The sequence below is a fragment of the Plantactinospora sp. WMMB334 genome, from assembly GCF_049179095.1.
Taxonomy (GTDB): Bacteria; Actinomycetota; Actinomycetes; order Mycobacteriales; family Micromonosporaceae; genus Plantactinospora.
In genome coordinates, this window is record NZ_JBMHME010000002.1 from 3,340,217 (window position 1) to 3,366,732 (window position 26,516).

A 26,516-nucleotide genomic window follows, 5' to 3' on the forward strand; every position below is an offset into this window, starting at 1 on the left:
GTTCCGCAGCCCACATTGCGGAGCTACCCACCTCACGGCCCGGAGCACGGCATGCCCAGACCCACCACCACTCCTGCCGGTCCGCCGGCGCCGCCCTTCCGTCGACCCGTCGGCCCGCGAGCCTGCCGGGTCCTGCTCTCCCTGGTCCTCGCCGTCACCGCGGCACCCACCGTCGCCGCCTCCCCCGCCGCGGCCAGCGGCGACCGGGGCGGAGACGCCGCGCCCACCCGCGGCTTCGTCTCCACCCGGTCGAAGCCCGGCAGCCTGCCGCTGGTCGACCGCGGCCGGGCCGCGACCCTGGTGGTGAGCGCCGACGACCACCCCGGCGTGGTCCGGGTCGTCGGCGACCTGCGGTCCGATGTCGAGCGGGTCACCGGGGTGCGACCGGCGGTCGCCACCGACCGGGTGCCGGCACACGGCGAGGTGGTGCTGGTCGGCACGATCGGCAGGAGTCCGCTGATCGACCGGCTGATCGCCACCCGCAGGCTCGACGTGCGTGGCATCGCCAACCGCTGGGAGACCTCGCTCCAGCAGATCGTCACGAACCCGTTCCCCGGCGTCCGGCGCGCCTTCGTGATCGCCGGCAGCGACCAGCGCGGCACGATCTTCGGGGCGTACGAGGTGTCGAAACAGATCGGCGTCTCGCCCTGGTACTGGTGGGACGACGTGCCCGCCCGGCACAGCGACGAGCTGCACCTGCTGCCCGGCCGGCACAGCCAGGGCACCCCGGCAGTGCAGTACCGGGGCTTCTTCATCAACGACGAGAACCCGGCGCTCGGCACCTGGGCGCCGAACTTCTTCGGCCCCGGCCTGGCCCCCGGCTATCCCGGCGGCTTCAACCGGCACTTCTACGCCAGGGTCTTCGAGACCATGCTCCGGCTCAGGGCCAACTATCTCTGGCCGGCCGTCTGGGGACGTGCCTTCGCCGAGGACGACCCGGCCAACCACGCCACCGCCAAGGAGTACGGCGTGGTGATGGGCACCTCGCACGAGGCGCCGATGATGCGTGGCATCGAGGAGTGGAACCGGCACGCCGGTGGCGGCACCGACCCGTACGGCGGTAACGGCGAGTGGAGCTTCCGGCGCAACGCCGAGGCCCTGCAGGGCTACTGGCGGGACGGCATCGAGCGGATGGCGGAGCAGGACTTCGAGGGCGTGGTCACGCTCGGCATGCGCGGCAACGGTGACGTCAGCCTCCCCGACGGCGACGGCATCGAGCTGATGGAGAGCATCATCGCCACCCAGCGGGAGATCCTCGCCGACGTCGGCGACCGCGAGCTGGCCGACATCCCGCAGGTCTTCACGCTCTACAAGGAGGTCCAGCGCTACTGGGACCGGGGCATGCGCCCGCCGGACGACGTCACTGTGGTCTTCTGCGACGACAACTGGGGCAACATGCGGAAGCTGCCGGACCAGAGCCTGCCGGCCCGTCCCGGCGGCTACGGCATGTACTACCACTTCGACTACGTCGGCGGCGGCCGGAACTACAAGTGGGTCGACACCATCAACCTGGCCAGCACCTGGGAGCAGCTCCACCTGACCTACACCTACGGGGTGGACCGGCTCTGGGTGGTCAACGTCGGCGACATGAAGAACGAGGAGCTGCCGCTGCAGCTCTTCCTCGACTACGCCTGGGACCCGTCGAGCATCCCGATCGAAAAGCTCGACGACTGGCAGCGGGCGTACGCGGCGCAGAACTTCCCCGACCGGTACGCCGCCGAGATCGGTGACATCCTGCACGAGTACGGCCGGCTCCAGGCCCGGCGCAAGCCGGAGCTGCTGAACCGCCGGATCACCGTGGACCCGGCGAAGGACCCGGCCACCGACTCCTCGGCGGTGGTCTACACCGACGACAACCCCTACAGCCTCAGCGCCTACCAGGAGATGCGCGGGGTGGTGCGGGAGTGGGCGGAGCTGGCCGAGCGGGCCGAGCGGATCCGGGCGCGGCTGCCGGAGGGCTACGACGACGCCTACCACCAGCTCGTCCACTACCAGGTGACGGCGACGGCGAACCTCTACGCGCTGCGGGAGGCGCAGTTCACCAACCTGCTCTACGCCGCACAGGGGCGGGCCGCCACCAACGCCATGGCCGACCTCGCGCAGCAACGCTTCGACGCCGACCAGGCGATGTCCGACTACTACAACAACACGCTGGCCGGCGGAAAGTGGCAGGGCTTCCAGACCCAACCCAAGATCGGGTACGGCGACATCGCGCGCTACGGCCCGAACGCGCCGTGGCAGCAGCCGGAACTCGACAACCAGGCGCTGCCGGACGCCTTCTATCCGCACCTGCGCCGGATCGAGGTGCCGGCAACCGCCGAGCTGGGTGTCGCGATCGACGGTTCGGAGAAGTACTGGCCGGCCGAGCCGGGACCGGCGGTGCTGCCGACGTTCAGCCCCTACCAGAGCCAGCCGGGGCAGTACCTCGAGGTCTTCAACCGGGGCTCCGTGCCGTTCGACTACACCGTGCGGGCGGCGGCGCCCTGGCTGAAGCTGAGCCGGACCGGCGGTCGGGTCACCGACCAGGTCCGGATCGAGGTCCGGGTCGACTGGCGGCACGCGCCGGCCGGCCACACGACCGTGCCGATCACGGTCACCGGCCCCGACGGCGCCAGCGTGGTCGTGCGGGCCGAGGTGGAGAACCCGCGCGGCCTGCGCCCGAGGGGGCACGTCGAGGCGAACGGCTACGTCTCGATCCCGGCCGCGCACTACAGCCGGGCGGTGCACACCGGCGGGGTGTACTGGAAGCGGATCCCGGACCTCGGCCGGACCGGTGACGGCCTGACGCCGTTTCCGGTCACCGCCGCCAGCCGGACCCCGGGCGGGCAGAGCCCGCGCCTGGAGTACGACCTGACGCTCACCTCGGCCGGACCGGTGAAGGTCACGGCGTATCTGTCGCCGCGCAACAACGTGCTGCCGACCGAGGGGCTGCGCTACGCCGTCTCGATCGACGGCGCCGCGCCGCAGACCGTCAACGTCACCACCGCCACCGGGGCGAACGACACCTCGATGAACCGGCAGTGGGAGCGGAACACCTCGCAGAACGTCAACGTCACGACGACCACGCACACCGTCGACGGGCCGGGCGTACACACCCTGAAGTTCTGGATGGTCGACCCGACCGTCGTGGTGCAGCAGCTCGTGGTGGAGACCGCCGAGTTGCCGTACAGCTATCTCGGTCCGCCGGAGAGTCGGCGGACCGGCCGCTGAGGGCCGGGGCCCGTCCCAGCTGCTCCATCGGCGGTCCGCCCGGTCCGGACGGGTCGGGCGACCGCCGCCAGCAAATTGAAACTTTTCAATCAAGACAACGCGGCGCCCGAGTCCCGACCGCCGCCTGCGGCCCCGACGACGGGCACGGCGGGGTTGAAAAGGTTCATCCAGCGGCCTCGGCGACACCCCGCGACATCATAGGATCGCCGAACCGAAGAGAGAGGAATGCCCATGCGTCGAAGCCCACGCCGGCTGTTCGCCGCCGCGGCCCTGACCGCGCTGAGCCTGGTCGCCACCGCCTGCGGTGCGCCGGAGAGCGCCGCACCGGGACCGACCGGCGGCGCGGTGCCCGACAAGCCCGGCTCGCCGGTCCAACTGAACATCCTCGACGTCGCCGGCAACCTGCAACTCACCCAGTCCATGATCGACGATTTCGTCGCCGGCAACTCCGACACGGTGTCGAAGGTGACGTACTCCAAGTCGCCCTCGCCGGAGCTGGTCGGCAAGGTCAAGGCGCAGCAGGACGCGGGTCGGGTCGAGATCGACCTCGTGCTGACCGGTGTGGACGGGCTCGCCGCCGGCATCGACCAGGAGCTCTGGCTGCCGCTGCTGCCCACCCACGCCGACCGGCTGCCCGGGATGGCGAACTACCTGCCGGGCGCGGCCGCGATGCAGGAACTGGCCCGCGACCACGGGGTGACCATCACCTACTACCCCTCCGGGCCGCTGATCGAATATCTGCCGTCGAAGGTGCCGAACCCGCCGACCAGCGCGCAGGCGCTGCTCGACTACGCCAGGGCCAACCCCGGCGCCGTGCAGTACGCCCGCCCGTCGAACTCCGGCCCCGGCCGCACCTTCCTGATGGGCCTGCCCTACCTGCTCGGTGACTCGAACCCGAAGGACCCGGTGAACGGGTGGGACAAGACCTGGGCGTACCTGGCCGAACTCAACAGGTACATCACGCTCTATCCGTCCGGCACCGGCGAGACGATGAAGAACCTGGCCAACGGATCGGCCAAGATCATCGTTTCCACCACCGGCTGGGACATCAACCCGCGGGTGCTGGGCACCGTGCCCGAGGAGGCGAAGGTCGGCACCCTGGAAGGCTTCCACTGGGTCACCGACGCGCACTACGCGGTGATCCCCAAGGGAGTCTCGACGGACAAGCAGGCCGCCATCCTCGCCCTGCTGGCCCACATCCTGACCCCGGAACAGCAGGCCAAGGCGTACGACCAGGGTTACTTCTACCCCGGGCCGGCGATCCGGGACGTGCCGCTCGCCATGGCGCCGGAGGCCAGCCGCCAGGCGATCGAGCGGTACGGCCGGCCGGAATACGAGCAGCTGATCGCCAACAACCCGCTCGAGGTGCCGCTCGACGCCAAGGCGCTGGTCGAGGCGTTCAGCCGGTGGGACCGGGAGATCGGCGGCGCAAAGGTGAAGAAGTGAGTGCGAGGAGTGAGCCGGGCCTGCGAGCCCCGCAGTCACGAACAGAAGGTGGGGACACGTGAGTGCGAGGAGTGAGCCGGGCCTGCGAGCCCCGCAGTCACGAACAGAAGGTGGGGACACGTGAGTGCGAGGAGTGAGCCGGGTCTGCGAGCCCCGCAGTCACGAACAGAGGTGAAGACGTGACGTTCGCCGAGCTGCGACTGGAGGGCGTCGGCCGGAGCTTCGCCGGGCACGACGCGCTGACCGATCTCAGCCTGACGGTCCGGCGCGGGGAGTTCATCGCCCTGCTCGGGCCGTCCGGCTGCGGCAAGTCGACCGCGCTCAACTGCCTCGCCGGTCTCCTTCCGCTGACCCGGGGCAGCATCTGGGCCGACGAGACCCGGCTCGACACCGTGCCGGCCGAGAAGCGCGGCTTCGGCATGGTCTTCCAGAACTACGCGCTCTTCCCGCACATGTCGGTACGCCGCAACGTCGCCTTCGGTCTCCAGATGCGCCGCCTGTCCCGGGCCGAGGTCCGGCGGCGCACCGAGGAGGCGATCCGGCTGGTCCGACTGGAGGAACACGCCGGCAAGCTTCCCGGGCAGCTCTCCGGCGGCCAGCAGCAGCGGGTCGCCATCGCCCGGGCCGTGGTGCTGGAGCCGGCGCTGGTGCTGATGGACGAGCCGCTCTCCAACCTGGACGCCAAGCTGCGGCTGGAGATGCGGACGGAGATCCGCCGGCTGCACCAGTCACTCGGGCTGACCACGGTCTACGTCACCCACGACCAGGAGGAGGCGCTCTCCCTGGCCGACCGGCTGGTGGTGCTCCGCGAGGGCCGGGTGCAGCAGATCGGCAATCCGGAGGAATTGCACACCAGGCCGGCGAACTGGCACGTCGCCGACTTCATGGGCTACCGCAACCTGCTGCGGTTGCGGGCCGGGGAGGTTACCGGTGCGCAGGTGACCGTGACCGGCGAGGGGATGCGGCTGGTCGGCACCCCGGTCGGGCCGGTCGCCGCCGGCGCCGAGGTGATCGCCGGGGTCCGCCCGGAGGACCTGCGGATCACCGGGCCGGCCGAGGGCGTGCCGGCCACCGTCGACGTGGTCGAGTACCAGGGCCGGGAGGTGGCGGTCGAGGCCCGTACCGCCGAGGGGGTGCAGGTGCACCTCCGTACCGACCGGCGGCCGGCGCTCGGTGACCGGATCGGGCTCGCCGTCGCTCCGGACCGGCTGCTGGTCTTCCCCCTGACGGAGCCGACGGGCGCCACCCCGGCCGGCGAGCCTGCGGAAGCCGCCCGGGTCGACGAGCCGGCCGCTGGCGGTTCGCGGTGAGCGGCACCGCGACGCCGCCCCGGGCCGGCGGGCCGACCGGCGACCGGGCACCGGAGCGGCGGGCGTCCGGCGGCACCCGGGTGGCGTTGCGGCACCGGCTGGCCGAGCACGGCATCGACCGGCAACTCCTGCTGCTCGCCCCGGCCGCGCTCTTCGTCCTGGTGCTCTTCATCTACCCCTTCGGGTACGGTGTCGGGCTGTCGTTCCAGCCGACCGAGGGCGGGCCGTTCGCCGCGTACCAGGAGTTCTTCTCCGACCCGTACCAGCGGGACACCATCTGGACGACGCTGAAGCTGTCGCTGCCGGCGGCGCTGCTCAACGTCGCCGCCTCGGTGCCGATCGCCTACCGGATGCGGGGGCGGTTCCGGGGCAAGCGGCTGCTCACCACCGTGCTGGTGGTGCCGATCACCCTCGGCACGGTGCTCACCGCGCAGGGCCTGCTCAACTTCCTCGGCCCCACCGGCTGGTTCAACCGGATCCTGCTGGACGTGGGGCTGGTCGACGAGCCGGTCCGGCTCACCTACAACTACTGGGGAGTCTTCTTCTCGATCGTGATCACCGGCTTCCCCTTCGCCTTCCTGCTGGTGCTCTCCTACCTGTCCGGGATCGACCCGACCCTGGAACGGGCCGCCGCCACCCTCGGCGCCGGCTGGTGGCAGCGGTTCCGCCGGATCACCCTGCCGCTGCTGGCACCCGGGCTGGCCACCACCTTCTGCCTGACCTTCGTGCTGGCGTTCAGCGTCTTCCCGTCGGCGATCCTGGTCGGCGACCCGGCCGGCACCACCAGGGTGATCTCGATCGCCGCGTACGAGGCCGCCTACGTCCGGTACGACTATCCGATGGCCGCCACGGTGGCGGTGCTGATGGGGCTCGTCGAGCTGCTGGTGATCGCGGCGGTGCTCGGCTGGCGGGCGCTGCTCTACACCGGATCGACGGCGGGAGGGAAGGGCTGATGACAACCTCGGTGACGGCTCCGGCGCCCCGCCGCCGGCGCCTGGTCGCCCGGCCGGCCGCCTGGCTGGTCTGGGGCGTGGTGGCGTTCTTCTTCGTCAACCTGGCCGGGGTGATCGGCTCGGTCGTGGTCAGCTCCTTCGGCGACCGGTGGTACGACACCTGGCTGCCGCAGGGCTACACCACCCGGTGGTACGGGCAGTCCTGGCAGGAGTTCGGGCTCTTCCAGGTGCTGCTGGTGACGTTGCAGGTGTCGCTGCTGGTGGTCGGCATCTCGGTGCTGGTCGGGGTGCCGGCCGCGTACGTGCTGGCCCGTCGCTCCTTCCCCGGCCGGCGGCTGCTCTACCTGCTCTTCCTGCTGCCGATCCTGATGCCGCCGATCACCTACGGCATCCCGCTCGCCACGGTGCTCTACAAGTACGGCTTCGCCGGTCACCTCTCCGGGGTGGTGCTGGCCAACCTGGTGCCGTCGGTGCCGTTCGTCATCCTCACCATGACGCCGTTCATCGAGCAGATCGACCCGGCGGTGGAGCGGGCCGCCCGGATGTGCGGGGCCGGGACGCGGCAGATCTTCGTGCGGATCCTCGCCCCGCTGCTGACCCCGGGGATCCTGGCCGCCTCGATCCTGGTGCTGGTGCGCACGGTCGGGATGTTCGAGTTGACCTTCCTCACCGCCGGGCCGGACTCGCAGACCCTGGTGGTGGCGCTCTACTACTCGATGTCGGCGGCGGGCATCCGGGCGCAGCAGTCCATCGACGCGATGGCGGTCATCTACACCACGATGATGCTGGTGCTGCTGGTGATCGCGCTGCGCTTCGTCAACCCGACCCAGTTGGTGGCGCGGGTCCGGGAGGACGCGGACTGACCTGATCTCCGATCACGATCCCGGTCCGGGGCCGCTCGTGCCGTCGAACATCCCGGCGAGCACCCGGGCGGTCCCGGCCGGGTTGGTGGTGACGAAGTAGTGGTCACCGGGGACCAGGTGCAGGCTGGCGATCCGGTCCCCGGGGATCCGGGCGGCCAGCGCCTCCCGGGTGCAGAGCCCGTCGTCGGTGCCGAGCAGCACGTGCACGGCTCGGGACCGTACCCCCTGGAAGCCGGTCGGGGCGAGCGCGATGTCCCGGCGGAACCGGGGCAGCAGCAGCCGGGTGATCTCCTCGGAGGTGAGTGAGCCGGACGGTAGCAGCCCGGTGCTGCGCAGCCCCGCGAGCAGGGTCTCGTCGTCGTCGGAGACGAGCGCCGGGCGTTCGCCGCCGGGCAGCAGCGGCGGGGCGGAGAGCACCACCTGGGTGTCGGCCAGCCCGTCACCGGCGGCGTCGGCCACCGCGGCGGCCAGCACCGCGCCGAGGCTGTGCCCGAAGAGCACCCCGCCGCCGGCCAGGTAGGGCGTGCCCGCCCGCCACCAAGCGCTGGCAGCGTCGGCGATGGTGGCGCCGTCCCGGTAGGTCGCCTCGCCGGCCACCACCCGCCAGCCGCCGGGCAGGTGCCGGGCCAGCCGGGTGAACGCTCCGGAGGAGCCGCCCGCGTACGGGATGCAGACCAGGGTCCGGCCTGGACCGTCACGCAGTACCCGCATCCGGACCAGCACCGGCTCGACGGCGCGGTTGCGGAGCTGGTAGCGGGCCAACTTGCCGGTGGAGGTGGTCGGCAACTGCTCGACCACCTCGATCGCGGCGGGCCGCTTGTGCGGTGGCAGCCCGGACCGGAAGGCCACCCGGGCCGCCCGGTGCAGCGCGTCCGGATCGGCCCCCTGAGCCGGGACCAGGTAGGCGACCGCCTCCTCCAGCCCGGCCGCGTCCCGCGCACCGACCACCGCGCACTGGGCCAGCCCGTCGAGGTCCCGGACCGCCGCCTCGACGTCGAGCGGCGAGACCTTGTAGCCGCCGATGTTGATCAGATCGTCGTGCCGGCAGAGGTACCGCAGCTCCCCGTCCGGATCCTGCCGGACGATGTCACCGGTGTACGCGCCGCCGTCGGCGAAGGTACGCGCCGCCGACTCGGGACGGTCCAGGTATCCGGCGGCGACCGACGGTCCCGTGACGTGCAGCCGCCCCTCGGTCCCGGAGGGCAGGAGCCGGCCGGCGTCGTCCCGGACGCTGACCGTCACGCCCGGCACGGGCCGGCCGGTCGAGCCGGGCTGGCTGCCCCGGGTCGCCAGCACGATGTGCAGCACCTCGGTCGCGCCCAGTCCGTTGACGAGCGGCGCCCCGAAGGCGCGGGTGAAGTCGGCACAGAGCGCGGCCGGCAGGTGCTCCCCCGCCGAGACGGCGAGGCGTACCGAGCCGAGGTCGGGCGGCGCGCTCCGCTGCGCCGGGGCGGGCGGCGCGTGCCCGTCCGCCGGGGCGGGCGGCGCGCCGTGCTGCGCCGGGGTGTCCTGGCCGCCGGCCCGGTCGAGCAGCGCGGCGTAGATCCGGGGCACCGCGCAGAGCACGGTCGGGCGGTGCCGGGCGATCGTCGCGACCAGCCGGTAGACGTCCGGCGGGCCCTGGTTGAGCAGTACCCCTGCCCCGGCGGCGAGCGGAAAGAGCAGCGAGTTGCCGAAGCCGTAACCGAAGGAGAGCTTGGCGGTGGAGAGCACCAGATCCTCGGGCTGCAGGTCGAGGATCCGGCCGAAGCCGTCCAGCACCCCCTGCACACCGGCGCCGGTGTGCAGCACGCCCTTCGGCCTGCCGGTGCTGCCCGAGGTGTACTGGATGAGCAGCACCTCGGCCGGCGGCTGGCTGACCGGTGGCGGCGACGGCGGCGCACCCGGGGCGAGCCACTCCGCCCCGCCCCGGGGCAGCCCGGCCAGGCCGGCCTGGTCCGCCCGCGCGCCGCCCCGCTCGTCGGCGTGCAGGAAGCCCGCCCGGCAGTCGGCGGCGATGAAGGCGAGTTCCGCCTCGGTCAGCATCGGACTCACCGGCACCGCGACGGCGCCGCGCCACCAGAGCGCCAGGACCGCCACCACGGTCGGCAGGTCGTCGTCGGCCACCACCAGGCCCGGGGTGCCGGGGCCGATCCCGGCTTCGGCGAGCCGGGCCGCATAGCCGCGCACCGCGCGGTACAGCTCCGCGTAGCTCAGCCGCCCGCCCGTGCCGGTCAGATAGGCGACCCGCTCACCCCGACCCGATGCGAGTGCTCGCCCCACCAGCCGCTCGACGAGGTTGGTGCTCCCCATGCGAAGACCTCCAGGATGGCTGCGTTACCGGATGGTTCGATCGCCAGTACGAGTACGCTCGCCGGCTCTCCGGCACTGGCGCAGTACGCCACGGCGGAGGCCGCCGCCAGCAGGCCACCGGCGGCGCCGAAGTCGCCGAGTGAGCGTTCCAGGTGCCAGACCGGCCCGGCGACACCCTCGGCGACCGCCCCGACCAGGCCACTGTCGACGGTGGAGACGATCGCCGCCACCGGCCCGCGCTCCGCCGCCACCGGCCCGCGCCCCGGCGTCGCGGGTCCGGCAGCCCCCGGTTTCGCCGCCCCCGGTGCGGCCGCCGTGCTCTGGCCCTCGGCGGAGGCACTGTGTGCCAGCGCCCGGCACTGTGCCGCCAGGTCGGCGCGGTCGAGGGTCAGCCGGCGGAACCGCCCGAGCCGGATGCCCGGCTCGTCCTCGTCCCGGCAGGGCGAGACCGCGAGGCAGGCCGCGCCCTCCCCCGCCACGAACTCCTCGGCGAGTCCGGTCAGGCTCCACCTGCTCACCGTCGCCGAGCCGCCGACCAGGGCCCGCGCCGCCTCGCCGCCGGCCACCAGCCGGGCCGCCTCGACCAGGGCGCTCACCCCGGCCGTCGTGCCGCCGGTCAGCGTCTCGTTCGGACCGTCGAGCCCGAGCCGGATGGAGACGGTCGCCGCCGGCCCGTTGAACGCCGAGGCGGGACCGATGATCGGGCTGCTCAGCCCGGGGTCCAGGGTGGCCGCCTCGACGCAGATCGTGGCGTACTCGGCCAACCCCGCGCTCGAGCTCGCCCAGAGTACCGCCGCCGGGGCGGCGTCCGCCGGGGCGGCCACCGCCACCGGGTCGGGCGGGTCGCCGGTCCCGGCGGCGACGGCCGACGCGGCCAGCGCGAGCAGCGACTCGGCCGGCAGGGCCCGCAGTCCGCGGCCGGCGACGGCGGCCGGGATCCGCGGCTCGACCGGGCCGGCCGCCCGGCGGTCGACGGGTTCGAGGTCGGTCTCCGGGGCGACGAAGCGCCGTGCCGACGGCGGCGGCAGATCCGCGCCGCCGACCAGCCGGGCCAGGTCCGCCGCGCCGGCCAGCCCTGGCAGTCGCAGTCCCAGTCCACGTACGGCGAGACGGTCACCGGCCGACGGCACGATCGTCCCTCCCCAGCAGGACGGTCGAGACCCCACCGCCGAAGCCGAAGGCCTGGCTCAGCACCACCCGCACCGGCGCCCGCCGCCCGGCCGGCTCGACCAGGTCGATGCCGCCACAGGCCGGATCCGGCTCGATCAGCGTCACGTTGCCCGGCACCACGCCGTCGGTGAGCGCGCCGACCGCGACGATCGCCTCCAGGGCGGCGGCGGCCCCCTCGGCGTGCCCGAACTGTCCCTTGACGGACGAGACCACCGGCCGGCGCCGGCCGGCGAGCGCCTTGGCCACCGCCCGGGCCTCGATCCCGTCGCTGGCCGGGGTGCCCGTGCCGTGCGCGCAGACCCAGTCGACGTCGTCGCTGGTCAGGCCGGCCCGGTCGAGGCAGCCGGCGATGGTCGAGACCAGACCGTTGCCGTCCGGGTGCGGCTGGGTCGGGTTGTGCGCGTCGGCGGCGGCGGCGCAGGCCAGCACCTGGGCCAGCGGTCGCCCGCCCCGGGCGACGATCCGGTCGACCGACTCCAGGACCAGCACTCCGGCACCCTCCCCGGGAATGGTGCCGCGGCGGTTGACGTCGAACGGCCGGACGGTGTCGACCGCGAGGGCGCGCAGCGAGGTGAACATGGCGAGGATCTCCAGCGAGAGTTCGGAGACGCCGCCGCAGACCGCGACGTCGACCTCGCCGGCCGCGATCGCCCGGGCGCCGGCCGCGATCGCGCTGTTTCCGGCGGCGCAGCCGGGCGCGAGCAGCACGGTCGGCCCGGTGACCGTGACGACCTCACGGAGCGTGTCCAGCAGGGTGTCCGGCCGGGCCCATCCCCGCCAGGGCACGGTGAGCCGGCCGGCACCGATCCCCCGGTCCAGCACCGGTCGGGTGGCCATCACCGTGCCGACGAAGACACCGAGCCGGTGTGCCCGGCTCTGCTCCGGCACGCCGGCGTGCCGGAGCGCCTCCAGGGCGCCGACGGCGAGGAACCGTGCGGCGAGGGACTCGTGGCCGGGCACCATCGCGTCGAGGTCGGCCACGGCGCCGGCCGGCACCTCCGCGCCGCACCGGGCCGGATAGCGGGACATGTCGAACCGGGTCACCGGCCCCGTCAGCACCCGCCGCTCGGTGACCGCGGTCCAGAGCGCGTCGGCGCCGAGACCGGCTCCGGAGACCGCACCGACACCGGAGATCGCCACCGCCGGCTGGCGGCGGGCACCGTCCCCGCGGCCGGCACCGCTTCCAGCAGCGGCACCACTCCAACGGCCGGCGCCGTTCCCCGAACCGGCACCGGCCCAGTGGCCGGCGGCGTTCCCGGGACCGGCGCCACTCCAGCGGCCGACGCCGGGCCGGTCACGGTCCAACGGAGATGCCCCGGTCCCGGAGTACGGCGAGCGTGTCGCCGAAGTCCTGCAACCCCGCCGCCTCCTCGTCGGTCAGCCGCACGCCCAGCTGTCGCTCGATCCGGACGACGAATTCGACCTTCTGCACGGAGTCGATCCCGAGGTCCTCGTAGAAGGCCGCCGCCTCCGTGATGTCGTCCGGGTTGACCTCGAAAATCTCGGCCGCCAGGTCCCGCAGGACGGCGGTCGACACCATGTCTCGCTGTGCCACGTCCGGCTCCCTTCCCGATCACCGCTCGCCACGTTCCGTGGAACCTGCACGCCACGTTCCGTGGAACTTGCGGGTGGGCTCCCAGTGAAGTTTTCCAGGAAGGAAACGACGCGGGAATCGCTCCAGATGCGATCGAAGAGCTCGATCACGCCGGCCGAACAGCTCGTTACCATGACCCGTTCAGGTCTATCCAGACCGGAAGATCCTATATCGCCGCCGGACGATGTGTCGATGTCGGAGGATGGTTGGTTCCGATGCAGTTCGCGATCATGGAATTGTCGTTGATCACTTTGTGACCGGATTCCGCCCCGGATCAGGGCAGCAGGGCCACCGGGCCGGCGCCGACACCGACCCGGAACAGGGCGTACGGGCGCCGACGGCGGTCCACGCCGCCGGAGTACTCGGGCTGCCGGTGGAGCTGGTTGGCGGTCACGTAGAGGTATCCGTCGGCGCCGATCGACATGGTGTCGGGCCAGAGCAGCCGTGGGTCGCGTACCAGGGTCTCGTAGCGGCCGTCCGGATGCCGGCGCAGGACGGCGTTCTGCTCGTACGCGGTCAGATAGAGCCGGCCCGCGTCGTCGCTCTCCAGTCCGTCGGAGCCGGAGCCCTTGTCGCCCTCGTCGCGGACGGTCGCGGCCACCTCGGCGTCGTCCATCGACCGGTCGACAAGCGCGTCGACCGAGACGCTGTAGAGCCGGCGGGAGGCGAGCGGGCAGTAGTAGAGGCGGCTGCCGTCGGCCGAGATCGCGATCCCGTCCGCGCCCATCGTGACCGGGCTCGGCGGCCCGTCCGGCGGGCAGACCAGGAACGGCCGCCCCTCGACCAGGGGTCGGAACGTGGCCGGCGTCTCGGCCTTGGTGGAGGGATGGTCGTGCAGCCGCCGCCAGGCGCTCCCGCTGGCCAGGTCCACCACGACGATCCCGTTGGGACCGGAGTGGGACGAGTCGGTCAGGAACGCCACCCCGGCCGACCGGCGCCGCAGGTCGAACCGGACGTCGTTGAGGTACGAGGTGGGCAGCGCCACGTCGGCGGGGAAGAGGACGGTCCGGGTGACCAGGTCGGTGTCGAGGTCGACACAGACCAGCTTGGGGCCGCCGGGGCGGGTCGGCTGGAAACCCGGACTGCCGGTGTCGAGCGCCCAGAGCCGGTCGGTCGGATCCACCACCACGCTCTGCACCGAGACGAAGGCCCCGTTGTCGTCGTTTCCGGCGGGAGTGTTCCAGTCCTGGTCCGGATAGGGCCGGCAGGCGCCGTCCACGAGCTCGGCGACGGTGGCCTCGACCCGGTCGCCCCAGCGGGGAAAGTTGACGAAGATCCGGCCCTGCCGGGAGACGGTGACCCCGGTCGGCATCGCGTCGGGGAAGGTGTGCACCGTCTCCAGCCGGCCGCACGGCTCGTCAGTGGTCAGTTCGTCGCTCATCCGGCCCCCCGAGGCAGCCCGCCCGCACCGCGCGGCCGAGCCGTCGCCGGCCCGGCCACCCCGCAACTGTAAGCCGGATGACTGCGCCGAAAACGCCAATAGCTAGATTTAGCCGCATATCACGGCCCGACACGCCGCGGTGCCGGCCGGATCTGCCACAGTCGGCGATCAATGAAGAAGTCTTTCCAAAGACGTCTGCTGTTGGTTAAATACCTTCAATTTCCGCGTCGCCTGCGCCGAAGGGCACTCCCGATGAAGAAGACCGGATTCCTACGTAGCCTGGCCATCCTCACCGCGGCAGTCGCCGCCGCACCGATCCTGCTGGCCGCGACTCCCGCCAGCGCCGCCACGGTGACCGTGGACAACGCCACCGCCGGCCGCTTCACCGCCAGCGCCAACTGGGGCACGTCGAGCTGGTCCGCCGACCGGCAGGGGCCCGACTACCGCTTCGCCACTCCGGACACCACCGCCAGCGACGTGGCCTGGTTCAAGGTCGCCGTGCCGAGCGCCGGCAGCTACCTGGTCGAGGTCTTCTACCCCGCCGACCCCGGCTACAACAGCGCCACGCCGTTCATCGTCGCCACCACCGGCGGCAACCAGAGCGTCCCGGTCGACCAGCGCGGCAACGGTGGCCGGTGGGTCAGCCTGGGCACCTTCCCGCTCGCCGCCGGCGACTACCACGCGGTCGGCGTCAGCCGGTGGACCGGCGGCACCGGCTACGTCGTCGCCGACGCGGTCCGGATCACCACCGCCACCGGTGGCGGCACCAGCTTCTCGCTGCCGCTGCCCCGCACCGCCCTGCCCCGCAGCGAGTACGACGACCCGCACCACGACTACCCGGCGATCGACCTGCCCGTGCCGACCGGCACCGCCGCGTACGCCGTGCGGGCCGGGACCGTGGTCCGGATCGACGACACCAGTTGCGGCCGGGGCATCAACCTGACCGGCGCCGACGGGGCGATCTACACCTACTGCCACTTCTCCGCCTGGTCGGTGGCGTCCGGCGCGACCGTGACGGCCGGGCAGCGGATCGGCTCGACCGGCAACACCGGCAACTCGACCGGCCCGCACCTGCACTTCGGCATCCGTACCGGCAGCACCCGCCGCTGCCCGCAGAACTTCCTGCTCGCCCTCTACGACGGCGTCACCCCACCCGCCGCCACCAGCCTCCCCACCACCGGCTGCAGCTACTGACATGTAAGGAAGGGCCCCCGCTTATCGTTTTCTGTTGTAGCGGGGGCCCTTCCTAACGCTTGTCAGGGTTTGCGGGCGATCAGGATGTCGCGGACGATGGCCTGGTCGACCCGGTGGCCGAACTCGAGGTACGGGCCGTCGGCCAGCACCTGGAGGCCGGCGTCGGCGAGGACGGTCGCCGCCTCCTCCCGGCGGGCCACGTTCGTGTTCCAGGCGATGCCGAGCGCCCCGCCCGACCGGAGCAGCTCCGCCCAGACCGGCACCGCCTCGGTGAGCAGGGCGAGCGGGCTGCGCGCCAGCCCCCGACCCGCGCTGCGGCTGCCGTGCTGTACGCCGTACGGGGCGTCCGCCACCAGCAGGTCCTGGCTGCCGGGCCGGAAGAACTCCCCACTGCGCACGGTGTCGACCTGCACCACGTCCAGCCGCTGGGTCCGGCCCGCCCGGTAGGACTCCTTGTCGGCGGCGAGGTCCACCTGCAACCGCCGGGCCACCACCTGCCGGTTGCGCCGCACCGGCCCGGACTCGACCCGGTGCTTGAGCCGCTTGCGTTTCAGCCACGTCTGGACATACGTCGCGTACGCCTCGAAGTCCGCCCGGTCGTGCTCCACCCCGGCGGCGTCGTAGCCGTACATGAGTGCCTGGTTCAGGGTGGTCCCCCGGCCGCAGAGCGGGTCGAGCACCCGGAGCTGCCGGTCGCGCATCTCCGGGGCGAACCGTGAGGAGAGCAGGGTGACGTTGAGCAGCAGCTTGGTGAAGTGCTCGTTGGTCTTGCCCGGATACTTCGGGATGGTCAGCAGGTCGTCGTCGTAGCGGGCCAGCGGGCGCAGCTCGACCGGCCGGAGCAGCCCCTCGACGACCTCGAAGAGCACGTAGATCGACGAGAGGTTCGCCAGATACCCGATCTCGCGCTCGCCGAGCCCGTCGGCGGTGAAGGTGACGTAGCGGACCCCGCCGAGCAGCGTCTCGGTGATGCCGGAGAGCCGCCCGCCGAGCGCGGCCCGGTCGACGACCGCCAGCTCGGCCCGGGTCAGCCGGACGGAGGCGTCCGCGTAGACGCGGTTCGCCGACGGCGAGATCAACAAGGCGTACTGGCTCATCTGTCCTTCCGGCGGCCGGCACCTGCGCGACCGGTCGATGGTAGACGGCCGCCCGCCACCGCTCCGGCCGAGGTCAGCCACGGTGTCGGGGCGGCACCGGATACTTGCGTCAGTTGATGGATGACCGGCCGTCGCCGGCCGGGTTAGCCTGCCCCGATGATCTATGGAAGCCGGACGATCCGTGGAAGCCGGACGATCCGTGGAGGGTCGTCGAGGCCGACGGCGTGGCGCAGGACGAGCCTCGGCACCCTCGCCTCCCTGGCCCTGGTGGCCGGGATGCTGACCATCTCGCCGCCCGGCCGGGCCGCCGCCGACCCCGAGGTGGGCAGCGCCCGGCTCGTCCCGCTCCAGGTCACCGGCCCGGCCAGCGAGCGGCTCAACCTGATCCTGCTCGGCGACGGCTACACCGCGGCCGAGCTGCCGACGTTCCACGCCGACGTGGACCGGCACCTGAACGTGCAGTGGAGCATCGAGCCGTACCGCAGCTACCGGAACTACTTCAACGTCTACGTGATCGAGATCGTCTCCGGTGAGTCCGGCATCCGCTGCGACCCGGACGACGATCCGCCGGACCCGGACCGGATCACCCCGCTCGGGCTGCACTATGCGGACGGCTGCACCAACCCGCTGGCCCGGGGCATCACCTTCCAGCCGTACGGGACGCAGGCGCTGAACCGCTATCTCCAGCAGCTCGTCGCCCCGCTCGGGGTGACCGCGAGCAACCGGCAGGTGCTGGCGATCGCCAACACCGACACGTACGGCGGGATCGGCGGCACCAACGCGACCACCTCGGGCGGCGCCCCGCAGGGGCCGCTGATCAGCCCGCACGAGCTCGGCCACTCGCTCGGGCAGCTCCAGGACGAGTATCCGTACTGGGACCGGCCCACCCCGGGCGGGCCGTACTGCACCGACGACTGCGCCGAGCCGGGCTCGCGGCACCACACCCGGCTGACCGAGCGGCAGATGGTCGACCAGCAGGCGAAGTGGTGGCGCTGGCTCGGCGAGGAGAGCGAGTCCGGCGGCACGATCGGCCGCCACGAGAGCGGCATGTACGCCAGCTCCGGCGTCTGGCGACCCAGCGAGCACTCCATCATGCGCTGGCTCGGTTTCCACTACGACCAGGTCAGCCGGGAGATCATGACGCAGCGGATCTCCGGGCGCCGGGACACGAACGCGATGGCGCTCTCCTCGACCCCGACGGACCGGCCGGTCGGCCCCACCGACGTGCTCTGGGTGGAGACCCAGCATCCGGTCCACCACGAGCTGGAGGTGCGCTGGACGGTCAACGGCGTACCGGTGCCGGTGACGGGGAACAGCCGCAACCTGGCGCTGGCCGGCCGGGGCGTGCGCCCCGGCGACGTCGTCGGGGTGACGGTGCAGGATCCCACCGGGTTCGTCCGGGATCCGGCGATCCGCACCGGGCCGGCGCTGACCCAGCGCCGGCAGTGGACCGTGGGTGCCGAGCCGAGCCCGCCGGCCGAGGTGCCGGTGGCGTTCACCGCCTCGACCCAGACCGACGGCCGCGCGGTCGGCGGCGGGGACGTGGTCTACGTGGAGACGACGCACCCGGTCGACCGGGTGCTGGAGGTGACCTGGCGGCTCGACGGCAGGGTCCTGCCGAACCCGTGGAACAGCCGCAACCTCGACCTGGGGGCGCGGGAGCTGGCCCCGGGCAGCTATCGGCTGACCGCGACGGTGACCGACCCGGCCGATCCGGGCGGCGCCTCGGAGACCCGTGCCTGGACGGTCGACAACGTCGAGGCGGGCACCACGGCGACGCTCTCGGCGCCGGTCGCCACGCTTGCCGGGGACGTCCCGCACCACGTCTATTTCGAGCGGTTCACCATGGGGCTGGATCCGGCCGACGACCGGCCCGGCTTCACCGTCGGGGAGTTCCGGTTGGACCGGGACGGCTGGTTCAACTACTTCGGCTGGCCGGACGCGCCGGCCGGCACGCCGTTCCTCTTCACTCCCACCGGCACGGTGGTGAAGTCGCTGGTCTACGGCAACCTGGGGTCGGGCGGGCTCTCCAGGGCGGTCTTCGAGGAGACCGAGCCCGGTTACGGCACCCACACGGTCGAGCACCGGGCGATCGACGCGGCCGGCAACGTCGGCTCCCCCGACGAGTTCCGGGCCACCGTACTGCCGGGTTCGTCGCCGGCCTGCACCCGGACGATCTCCGGCCCCCGGGCCGGCAACCTGACCGTCCCGGCCGGGGTGACCTGCCTCGACGACGCCCGGGTGGCCGGCCGGATCACGGTACGCCCCGGCGCCTCGCTGGTCGTCTCCGGCGGCGCGGTGGCCGGCGGGATCAGCACCGACCGCGCCGCCGTGGTGCAGGTGCTCGGCGCGACGGTGAGCGGTTCGGTGCAGGTCGCCGGCAGCACCGGAGCCGTGACGGTCGCCGGGAGCACCCTCAGCGGCGCGGTCCGGCTGACCGGCAACGCCACCGGCGAGTACGGGTTGGCGCTGGTCGGCAACCGGATCACCGGCTCGCTCTCCTGCGGCGGCAACGGCGAGGTCACCGACTTCGGTGCCCGCAACCAGATCCGGGGGCAGCGGTCGGGCGACTGCGCCCGCCTCTGATCCGCGTGCCCGCGACGCCCGGGGTGGGAGTCCGCACCCCGGGCGTCGCGGTCAGGGCCGGCGGAAGACGCCGCCGTACTCGTAGAACCGGGTCTCCTCGGCGCCCCTGCCGAGGAAGGGGCGGAGCGCCTCGTCGACCGGGGCCAGCGGCGGCTGGGTCGGGTCCGGCCGCCACGTCTTGACGTCGACCATCCCCGGCTCGACCGGCTCGAAGTCGCGGACGAACTCCGCCACCTCCGCGACGGTGCGGTTCCGCCACTGGAGGTTCATCTTCCGCACCATCTCGTTGCCCGCGTCCACCCCCGCCTGGTCGGTCCCGGCGAGCTGGGAGTAGCCGAGGTAGCTGCCCGGGGACATCGCCTCGCGCAGCACCGCGAGCAGGTGCCGGATCTTGTCGTCGTCGACGATGGAGTGGGTCACGGAGAAGAGCAGCACCGCGACCGGCTCCGAAAAGTCGATCAGCTTGCGGACGTCCTCGTCGGCCAGGATCCGCTCCGGCTCGGTGACGTCGGCGGCGATCACCCGGGTCGTCTCGTCGTCGGCCAGCAGCGCCCGCCCGTGCGCCAGCACGATCGGGTCGACGTCGACGTAGACCACCCGGGCAGCCGGCTGGAACCGCTGCGCCACCTGGTGCACGTTGGCCTGGGTCGGCAGCCCGCTGCCGAGGTCGAGAAACTGCCGGATGCCCACGTCGCGGGCGAGGAACCGGACCGCCCGGTAGAGGAAGAGCCGGTTCTCCCGGGTGACGTCCAGACTGGCCGGATACTGCGAGTTGACGAAGAGGACGGCCGCCCGGTCCACCGGGAAGTTGTCCTTGCCGCCCAGCGAGTAGTCGTACATCCGGGCCGAGGTCGGGACGTCGATCGGAAAGGCGGGGTAGCCTCCGTCGTTGGGCGCGGTCACGAGATCAGCTCCGTGCGGTTCGGGGGACGGAGTACCAGGGTAACCCCTCCGTCGACCCTCCCTTTGCGAGCGTCATGGGTGCCCGGTCGGGCGTGGTGCCGGCCGTGCGGCGGGACAGCCGGGCATCAGGCGTCGCCGGTCGGGCGTGGGCCGGTCGGGCGTGGCCGGTCGGGCGTGGGCCGGTCGGTTCGTCGGCCGGCGGGGCGGATCAGCGGGCGCAGCCGACCCGGTCGGGGCCGAGGGCGATGTCGTCGAGCCAGAGGTCGAAGTGGTCGGGGGTCGGGCCGCCCTGGTAGAGCTGCCAGCCGATCTTGACCGTCTCGGCGCGGGGCAGCACGAAGTCGACCGGGTTGCCGCCGTGCTCGGTGGTGGTGACCGTCATCTCCGGCTGGGCGACGCCGTCGATCCAGACCGCGATCCGGTTGTCGGTCGCGTCCCACTGCCACTCGAAGCACTGCCAGCGGTCCTCGACGGTGGGCGCGGACTCGCGCCAGTCGGTCCAGTCGCCGGTCGGTCCGCCGTCGGCGCCGACCCCCCAGTACGACCCGCCCAGCGGTGGTGCCCACTGGCCGCCGATCGGCCGGACGATCTCGGCGCTGCCCGGGCCGGTCGCCTCGACCAGGGTGAAGTGTGCCCAGTCGGGGGCGGTCGGGAAGGCGTCCACCCGCAACCGCATCCGGCCGTAGAAGCTGTTGCCCGGTGCGGCGAAGTCGTCCACCTTGAGGAAGGCCCGGCCGTTCCCCTCGGTGTGCACCCGCAGCACCTTGTCGTGCCGGTGCCGCTCGACGGTCAGGGTCCCGTGCTCGGTGTCGATGCCCCAGGCCAGCGAGGCGGCACCGCCGGTGGGCAGCCGCTCGAAGTCCTCGCAGAACAGCAGGGTGCGCGGCCCGCACGCGCCGCCGTGTCCCGCGCCGCCGTGCCCGGCCGGGCCGGCGCCGGCCTGCGCGGCACCGCCGCTCGCGAGCACCGCAGCGGCGGTGAGCAGGATCAGGGGGTACCGCTTCGTCAGGCGAGCCATGGCGCAAGAGCATGACAGATATCGATGGATGGCGCCAGTGGACCCGACCCGTGACGCATTCGGCACCAGAACGACACCGACAGTCGACATCGAAGATCTTCTTTGGTTTACTGGGGAACCCGGCCGCGCCCCGGTGCCCCACCCGCACCACGCGTACCCGTACGCCGCACCACGCGTACCCGTACGCGCCCGCAGCCGCCGGCGGCACCTGGCGGAGGTCTGTCATGAGTAGTGGATCCGGATCGGACGCGCCCCCCGTCGACCATCCACCGCCCGGGGTGTCCCGGCGCGGGGTGCTGCGCGGGAGCGCGGCCGCCTCCGCCGGACTCGCCGTCGGCACGGTGGCCGGCACGGCGACCGACACCGGAGTGGCCGGGCCGGCGACAGCGGCACCGGCACCCGAGGCGCTCGGCGCGGGACACGTCGAGATCGGGCTGGTGGTCAACGGCCGCACCGAACGGCTGCTGGTCGACTCCCGGGTGACCCTGCTGGACGCCCTGCGCGAGCGGCTCGGCCTGACCGGCACCAAGAAGGGCTGCGACCGGGGACAGTGCGGCGCCTGCACCGTGCACGTGGACGGGCGGCGGGTGCTCTCCTGCCTGACCCTGGTGGCATCCGCCGCCGGTCGCCGGGTCGGCACCGTGGAGGGGCTCGCCGACGGCGACCGGCTGCACCCGGTGCAGCAGGCATTCCTCGACTGCGACGCCTTCCAGTGCGGATTCTGCACCTCCGGCCAGATCATGTCGGCGGTGGCGCTCCTCCAGGAGGGGCGCACCGGCTCGGACGACGAGATCCGGGAGCAGATGTCCGGCAACATCTGCCGCTGCGGGGCGTACGAGAACATCGTGGCCGCCGTCCGGACGGCCCGGCGCGGCGGGGCCGCGCGATGAGGCCCTTCGACTACGCCGCCCCGCAGAGCGTGTCGCAGGCCCTGGCCGGCGGCGGCGCCGGCACGGCGTACCTGGCCGGCGGGACGACGCTGGTGGACCTGATGAAGCTGGAGGTGATGACGCCGCGCCGGGTGCTGGACATCAACCGGCTGCCGTTGCGCGGCGTCTCCGCCGACCGGACCGGGCTGCAGATCGGGGCGCTGGAGCGGATGAGCGACGTCGCCCGGCACCCGCTGGTCGCCACGGGCTATCCGGTGATCGCCGAGGCCCTGCTGCGCAGCGCGTCGCCGCAACTGCGCAACATGGCGAGCATCGGCGGCAACCTGCTGCAACGGGTCCGCTGCGGATACTTCCGGGACACCGGCACCGGCTGCAACAAGCGTGAGCCCGGCTCCGGCTGCCCGGCGGTGCACGGCGAGAACCGGGGCCACGCCATCCTCGGCACCAGCGACGCCTGCGTCGCCACCCACCCCAGCGACCTGGCGGTGGCCCTGGTCGCGCTGGACGCCCGGGTCGGGCTGACCGGCCGGGGCGGGAGCCGGGAGGTCCGGCTCGCCGACTTCTACCTGCTGCCCGGCGACACCCCGGAACGCGAGCACGACCTGCGCCCGGGTGAACTGGTCACCCGGGTCACTGTGCCGGCGCTGCCCTGGGCGGCCCGGTCGGCGTACCTGAAGATCCGGGACCGGCAGTCATACGAGTTCGCCCTCGCCTCGGCGGCGGTCGCGCTCGACCTGCGCGACGGCACGATCCGGGACGTACGGGTGGCGGTCGGCGGCGTCGGCACCCGGCCCTGGCGGCTACCGGCGGTGGAGGAGGCGCTGCGCGGCCGGCCGGCCCGGCCGGAGGTCTTCGAGGCGGCGGCCGAACGGGCGGTCGACGGCGCCCGGCCGCTGACGCACAACCTGTTCAAGACGACGCTGGTCCGGCGCACCATCGTGCGCGCCCTGACGAACCTGGCGGGTTGAGATGGACGCCACCACACGGACGGTCGACGCCACCACACGGACGGTCGACGCCACCACACGGACGGTCGACGCCACCGCACGCACGGTCTCGGTCAACCGGGTCGACGGCCGGCTCAAGGTCACCGGCGCCGCCCGGTACGCCGCCGACCAGCCGGTCGAGGGGCTCGCGCACGGCTACCTACTGCTCAGCACGATCGCCCGGGGCACCCTCCGGGCGCTCGACGTCACCGCCGCCGAGGCCAGCCCCGGCGTGCTCGCCGTCTACACGCCGTTCCGCCCGCTGGAACTGCTCGGCTCCGGCACCCCGTTCAGCATCGGGCACAGCTGGCTGCCGTTGCAGGACGCGGAGGTGCACCACCACGGCCAGGCGATCGGGCTGGTCGTGGCGGAGACGTTCGAGCAGGCCCGGGACGCCGCCGCGCGGGTCCGGGCCGACTACGAGGTACGCCCGGCGGCGGTCTCCTTCCCGGACGGCATCCCCGGGGCCACCGACCCGGGCCCGATCATCGGCGAGCCGGCGCGGCTGGAGTTCCTGGCCGACGGGGTCGGCTCGATCGACGAGGCGTTGGCGGCGAGCGAGGTGACCGTCTCCGGCAGCTACGGGCAGCCGGGCAAGCACCACAGCGCCATGGAGCCGCACGCCTGCGTGGCCGCCTGGCGGGACGGGGCGCTCACGCTGCACACCGGCACGCAGAGCGCGTCGCTGACGGTGGGCGCGATGGCGGCGGCGCTCGGGGTCGACGCGGCGCAGGTCCGGGTGGTCAGCCCGCACGTCGGCGGCGGCTTCGGCAACAAGGTCGCCACCTGGGCGCATCCGCTGCTCGCCGCGGCGGCGGCGCGGGCGCTGGGCCGGCCGGTCAAGGTGGTGCTGACCCGCGAGCAGACCTTCACGGTCACCGGCAACCGCTCGGCGGTACGCCAGACGGTCACCCTCGGCGCCCGCCGGGACGGCACCCTGGTCGCGGTCAAGCACCAGGTCTGGTCGAGCCAGTCCGCCTCGGGCGGCATCTTCGAGAGCTCGGCGCACACGACCTCGCGGTATCTCTACCGGACCGAGAACCTGCACCTCGACCAGAAGATCGTCACGCTGGACGTGCCGCCGCCGACCTGGATGCGGGCACCCGGCCAGGAGTCCGGGTCGTTCGCCCTGGAGAGCGCGCTCGACGAACTCGCCACCGAGCTGCGGATGGACCCGGTCGAGCTGCGGATGCGCAACGACGCCACGGTCTATCCGGGCCGGAACGTGCCGTGGTCGAGCAAGCACCTGGACCGGTGCTACCGGGTCGGCGCGGAGCGGTTCGGCTGGGCCCGCCGCAACCCGGTGCCCGGTGCCGTCGTACGCGGCGAGTGGCTGGTCGGGATGGGGATGGCGACCGCCAACTATCCCGGCGAACGCTTCCCGGCCTCGGTGCAGGTGCGGTTCCGGGCCGACGGCGACGTCACCGTCTCCAGCGCCACCGCCGACCTCGGCACCGGGATGTGGACCGTGCTGGCGGTGCTCGGCGCGGAGGCGCTGGGCCTGCCGGTCGGCCGGATCCGCAGCGACCTCGGCGACTCCACCCTGGCCGCCAACATCGGCTCCTTCGGCTCGGCCTCCACCGCGAGCACCGGGCCGGCGGTGACGGCCGCCGCCGAGGCCGCGACCACCGAGCTGATCACGCTGGCGGTGACGGACGAGCGCTCACCGCTGTACGGCGTACCGGCCGCCGACGTCCGCTACGAGCGCGGTGAGCTGGTCACCCCCGACCGGCGGGTCGCCTTCCCCGACCTGCTCCGCGCGGTCGGCACGGAGGGCGTCGAGGCGACCGGCAGCGCCGCGCCCGGCCCGGAGCACGGGCAGCACGCCTTCACCTCGTTCGGCGCCCACTTCTGCGAGGTACGGGTCAACCGCTGGACCGGGGAGCCCCGGCTCTCCCGGATCACCACCGTCGTCGACGGCGGCACGATCATCAACGCCAAGACCGCCCGCAGCCAGATCATCGGCGCCGTCGTCTTCGGCATCGGCCACGCGCTGCTGGAGGGCGCCGTGGTCGAGCCGGAGAGCGGGCGGATCGCCAACGGCACCTTCGCCGACTACCTGCTGCCGGTCAACGCCGACGTCCCCCCGGTCGACGTGCACTTCCTCAACGAGCCCGACCTGCTGTTCAACCCGCTCGGTGCCCGGGGAATCGGCGAGCTCGGCACGGTCGGCGTCGCGGCGGCGATCGGCAACGCCGTCTACAACGCCACCGGGCGGCGCGTCCGCGAGCTACCGATCACCCTGGAGAAGCTGCTCGGCTGAGGGCGGAACCGGATCGGCGCCCGGCACCGGCCCCGCGCCCGGCCGGTGCCGGCGCCGGGCGCGCAGGGCAGGCAGCCAGGGGGCGGCGCCGAGCAGCGCCAACAGGCAGAGCAGCGGCATCCGCCACCACCGGGAGATGGACGGCGACTGCTCGGCTACCTGTTCCGCCACCCACGGACGGGCCGCCTTCGACCACGCGAGGAAAGCGTCGCCGATCGGCATGGCGCCGAAGGCGTACCGCTTGCTCCACGGGGTTGTCACCGGCACACCGGCCAGCTCGCCGTAGTTCGCCAGCGCTCCGGCGAGTGCGGCATCCCCCTGCACCTGGGCCGCGCCGAGCGTCACCACGGTCGCCGAGAGGCTGATCCCGAGCAGCAGCGGGCCGGAGTCGACATCCCCCTGGCCGGACGTGCCGGCCGGGTATTCCCGGACGGCGGGACCGAGCCCGAGCGGTGTGGCCACGAACCGCTCCCGGAAGCCGAGATACTGCGCGCGGGCGAAGGCCGGATCGATGTCGACCAGAAACCGCAGGATCATGCTCTGCGAGCTGCCCCGCGCCCCTTCGGCCGGTGCTCCGCTCGCCGGGTCGACCCGGTGCGGCAGCAGCCCGGTCTCCGGGTCGAGCCGCTGGCGTACCCCGGACAGCCACCGCTCGACCGTGCCGCCGAAGCGGGCGGGCAGCAGCGTGTCGTGCAGCCGCAGCGACGCGATCGCCACGGTCGAGTCCACCGGCCACGCCTGGCCGGGGTACGCCGGCAGGTAGGGCGATTCGGCCGCGTCGAACGCGGCAGCCAGGGCGGCGGCGTCCTCGGCGAACCGGGTCAGCTCGACCGGATCCCGTGACCGGGCCGTCTGCAGGCTGAGCACGCCGCCGCGCAACCAGTTCGTCCAGCCCCGGTAGAAGACGCCGTATGACGGGGCGAGCTCGGGACTGAACGGTTCCCGGCCAACCGGGGAGTCGAGCCGGTCGAGCGCCCAACGGGCCTCCCGCAGGGCGGTCCCCCGGTCCTCCTCGGCTGCTCGCCGGCCGAGATCGACCCAGCTCAGGCCGTAGAGAGCGTGCAGGAAGAAGTAACCTTCGGGGAAGAGCTGCTGCGCGGCCGTGCCGGCGCCGTCGTCGAGCTGCGCACGGAGGAAGGCGAGCTGGCGGCGTACCCCCGGCGGGTCGGCCGTCGGACCGGCGACGGCGGGCACGATCAGCCGGACACCGCCGGAGACCCCGGCGGCGGTAACCACGACGGCGAGAAAGGCGTACGACCAACGCAGCACCGTCCGGCTCGCCGTGGTGCCCTCTCCGCACACCCTGCCGAGGTTAGATCGTCTGTCAACATGGGACCGTCGACTGCCCGACCGGGCCGGC

19 protein-coding genes are annotated in these 26,516 nt (G+C 73.0%); 10 read left to right on the plus strand and 9 right to left on the minus strand.

The annotated features are described in order from the left end of the window. Positions 1 to 51 precede the first annotated feature (51 nt). From ACN27G_RS14305 to ACN27G_RS14325, 5 genes are all read left to right on the plus strand, one after another. Positions 52 to 3,210: a glycosyl hydrolase 115 family protein gene (locus tag ACN27G_RS14305; RefSeq protein WP_421493309.1), complete on the plus strand. Its 3,159-nt coding sequence runs from the start codon at positions 52 to 54 to the stop codon at positions 3,208 to 3,210. 231 nt (positions 3,211 to 3,441) lie between these two features. Next, the gene (locus tag ACN27G_RS14310) at positions 3,442 to 4,656 is read left to right on the plus strand and encodes an extracellular solute-binding protein (RefSeq protein ID WP_421493310.1); all 1,215 of its coding nucleotides are present in this window, start codon (positions 3,442 to 3,444) and stop codon (positions 4,654 to 4,656) included. Between the two features lie 179 nt (positions 4,657 to 4,835). Further along, a complete protein-coding gene (locus ACN27G_RS14315; protein WP_421493311.1) occupies positions 4,836 to 5,966 on the plus strand; it encodes an ABC transporter ATP-binding protein in 1,131 nt (376 codons plus the stop codon). Continuing rightward, on the plus strand, positions 5,963 to 6,919 hold the full coding sequence (locus tag ACN27G_RS14320; RefSeq protein WP_421493312.1) for an ABC transporter permease: 957 nt from the start codon (positions 5,963 to 5,965) through the stop codon (positions 6,917 to 6,919). Before ACN27G_RS14315 ends, ACN27G_RS14320 begins: the two co-directional genes overlap by 4 nt. Beyond that, complete coding sequence (locus ACN27G_RS14325) at positions 6,919 to 7,782, plus strand: ABC transporter permease (RefSeq protein ID WP_421493313.1); 864 nt, start codon at positions 6,919 to 6,921, stop codon at positions 7,780 to 7,782. Before ACN27G_RS14320 ends, ACN27G_RS14325 begins: the two co-directional genes overlap by 1 nt. 12 nt (positions 7,783 to 7,794) lie before the next feature. Here ACN27G_RS14325 and ACN27G_RS14330 read toward each other — a convergent pair whose 3' ends face one another. The 5 genes from ACN27G_RS14330 to ACN27G_RS14350 form a co-directional block, all read right to left on the minus strand. Beyond that, positions 7,795 to 10,074 carry an AMP-binding protein gene (locus tag ACN27G_RS14330; protein WP_421493314.1) on the minus strand — a complete coding sequence of 760 codons (2,280 nt, stop codon included), beginning with the start codon at positions 10,072 to 10,074 and terminating at the stop codon, positions 7,795 to 7,797. Further along, entirely contained in the window at positions 9,996 to 11,204 is a 1,209-nt protein-coding gene (locus ACN27G_RS14335; RefSeq protein ID WP_421493315.1) for a beta-ketoacyl synthase N-terminal-like domain-containing protein, read from the minus strand. The genes ACN27G_RS14330 and ACN27G_RS14335 overlap by 79 nt, the downstream gene beginning before the upstream one ends. Then, on the minus strand, positions 11,188 to 12,384 hold the full coding sequence (locus ACN27G_RS14340; protein WP_421493316.1) for a beta-ketoacyl synthase N-terminal-like domain-containing protein: 1,197 nt from the start codon (positions 12,382 to 12,384) through the stop codon (positions 11,188 to 11,190). Before ACN27G_RS14340 ends, ACN27G_RS14335 begins: the two co-directional genes overlap by 17 nt. Before the next feature lie 154 nt (positions 12,385 to 12,538). Further along, positions 12,539 to 12,799, minus strand: coding sequence for an acyl carrier protein (locus tag ACN27G_RS14345; protein WP_421493317.1), 261 nt, complete (start codon positions 12,797 to 12,799; stop codon positions 12,539 to 12,541). Positions 12,800 to 13,112: 313 nt separating this feature from the next. Further along, positions 13,113 to 14,219, minus strand: coding sequence for an L-dopachrome tautomerase-related protein (locus ACN27G_RS14350; protein ID WP_421493318.1), 1,107 nt, complete (start codon positions 14,217 to 14,219; stop codon positions 13,113 to 13,115). A gap of 252 nt (positions 14,220 to 14,471) precedes the next feature. On the opposite strand from ACN27G_RS14350, the gene ACN27G_RS14355 reads away from it, so the two are divergent. Next, entirely contained in the window at positions 14,472 to 15,413 is a 942-nt protein-coding gene (locus ACN27G_RS14355; RefSeq protein WP_421493319.1) for a peptidoglycan DD-metalloendopeptidase family protein, read from the plus strand. 62 nt (positions 15,414 to 15,475) lie between these two features. On the opposite strand, the gene ACN27G_RS14360 is transcribed toward ACN27G_RS14355, so the two are convergent. Further along, positions 15,476 to 16,510 (minus strand): TRM11 family SAM-dependent methyltransferase, encoded by a 1,035-nt coding sequence (locus ACN27G_RS14360; protein ID WP_421493320.1) that lies wholly within the window; start codon positions 16,508 to 16,510, stop codon positions 15,476 to 15,478. 156 nt (positions 16,511 to 16,666) lie between these two features. Between ACN27G_RS14360 and ACN27G_RS14365 the strand changes: the two genes are divergently transcribed. Continuing rightward, the gene (locus ACN27G_RS14365) at positions 16,667 to 19,096 is read left to right on the plus strand and encodes a M64 family metallopeptidase (RefSeq protein WP_421493321.1); all 2,430 of its coding nucleotides are present in this window, start codon (positions 16,667 to 16,669) and stop codon (positions 19,094 to 19,096) included. A gap of 51 nt (positions 19,097 to 19,147) precedes the next feature. On the opposite strand, the gene ACN27G_RS14370 is transcribed toward ACN27G_RS14365, so the two are convergent. Both ACN27G_RS14370 and ACN27G_RS14375 read right to left on the minus strand, forming a co-directional pair. Continuing rightward, on the minus strand, positions 19,148 to 19,999 hold the full coding sequence (locus ACN27G_RS14370) for an SAM-dependent methyltransferase (RefSeq protein ID WP_421493322.1): 852 nt from the start codon (positions 19,997 to 19,999) through the stop codon (positions 19,148 to 19,150). A 208-nt stretch (positions 20,000 to 20,207) separates the two neighbouring features. After that, complete coding sequence (locus ACN27G_RS14375; RefSeq protein WP_421493323.1) at positions 20,208 to 21,017, minus strand: hypothetical protein; 810 nt, start codon at positions 21,015 to 21,017, stop codon at positions 20,208 to 20,210. A gap of 428 nt (positions 21,018 to 21,445) precedes the next feature. On the opposite strand from ACN27G_RS14375, the gene ACN27G_RS14380 reads away from it, so the two are divergent. Genes ACN27G_RS14380 through ACN27G_RS14390 form a run of 3 tightly spaced genes read left to right on the plus strand, consistent with a single transcriptional unit; the run spans position 21,446 to position 25,156 of the window. After that, positions 21,446 to 21,907 carry a (2Fe-2S)-binding protein gene (locus tag ACN27G_RS14380; protein WP_421497322.1) on the plus strand — a complete coding sequence of 154 codons (462 nt, stop codon included), beginning with the start codon at positions 21,446 to 21,448 and terminating at the stop codon, positions 21,905 to 21,907. Further along, on the plus strand, positions 21,904 to 22,875 hold the full coding sequence (locus ACN27G_RS14385) for an FAD binding domain-containing protein (protein WP_421493324.1): 972 nt from the start codon (positions 21,904 to 21,906) through the stop codon (positions 22,873 to 22,875). The genes ACN27G_RS14380 and ACN27G_RS14385 overlap by 4 nt, the downstream gene beginning before the upstream one ends. 1 nt (position 22,876) lies before the next feature. After that, a complete protein-coding gene (locus ACN27G_RS14390) occupies positions 22,877 to 25,156 on the plus strand; it encodes a xanthine dehydrogenase family protein molybdopterin-binding subunit (RefSeq protein WP_421493325.1) in 2,280 nt (759 codons plus the stop codon). Here ACN27G_RS14390 and ACN27G_RS14395 read toward each other — a convergent pair. Further along, on the minus strand, positions 25,124 to 26,458 hold the full coding sequence (locus tag ACN27G_RS14395; protein ID WP_421493326.1) for a hypothetical protein: 1,335 nt from the start codon (positions 26,456 to 26,458) through the stop codon (positions 25,124 to 25,126). The genes ACN27G_RS14390 and ACN27G_RS14395 overlap by 33 nt on opposite strands. Positions 26,459 to 26,516 lie beyond the last annotated feature (58 nt).

What these genes read in the sequence shown, in the direction of transcription:
- ACN27G_RS14355 (WP_421493319.1), top strand. Translation starts at nt 14,472, where the DNA reads ATGAAGAAGACCGGATTCCTACGTAGCCTGGCCATCCTCACCGCGGCA.
- ACN27G_RS14310 (WP_421493310.1), top strand. Translation starts at nt 3,442, where the DNA reads ATGCGTCGAAGCCCACGCCGGCTGTTCGCCGCCGCGGCCCTGACCGCG.
- ACN27G_RS14360 (WP_421493320.1), bottom strand. Translation starts at nt 16,510, where the DNA reads ATGAGCCAGTACGCCTTGTTGATCTCGCCGTCGGCGAACCGCGTCTAC.
- ACN27G_RS14325 (WP_421493313.1), top strand. Translation starts at nt 6,919, where the DNA reads ATGACAACCTCGGTGACGGCTCCGGCGCCCCGCCGCCGGCGCCTGGTC.
- ACN27G_RS14375 (WP_421493323.1), bottom strand. Translation starts at nt 21,017, where the DNA reads ATGGCTCGCCTGACGAAGCGGTACCCCCTGATCCTGCTCACCGCCGCT.
- ACN27G_RS14350 (WP_421493318.1), bottom strand. Translation starts at nt 14,219, where the DNA reads ATGAGCGACGAACTGACCACTGACGAGCCGTGCGGCCGGCTGGAGACG.
- ACN27G_RS14390 (WP_421493325.1), top strand. Translation starts at nt 22,877, where the DNA reads ATGGACGCCACCACACGGACGGTCGACGCCACCACACGGACGGTCGAC.
- ACN27G_RS14365 (WP_421493321.1), top strand. Translation starts at nt 16,667, where the DNA reads ATGATCTATGGAAGCCGGACGATCCGTGGAAGCCGGACGATCCGTGGA.
- ACN27G_RS14330 (WP_421493314.1), bottom strand. Translation starts at nt 10,074, where the DNA reads ATGGGGAGCACCAACCTCGTCGAGCGGCTGGTGGGGCGAGCACTCGCA.
- ACN27G_RS14305 (WP_421493309.1), top strand. Translation starts at nt 52, where the DNA reads ATGCCCAGACCCACCACCACTCCTGCCGGTCCGCCGGCGCCGCCCTTC.
- ACN27G_RS14385 (WP_421493324.1), top strand. Translation starts at nt 21,904, where the DNA reads ATGAGGCCCTTCGACTACGCCGCCCCGCAGAGCGTGTCGCAGGCCCTG.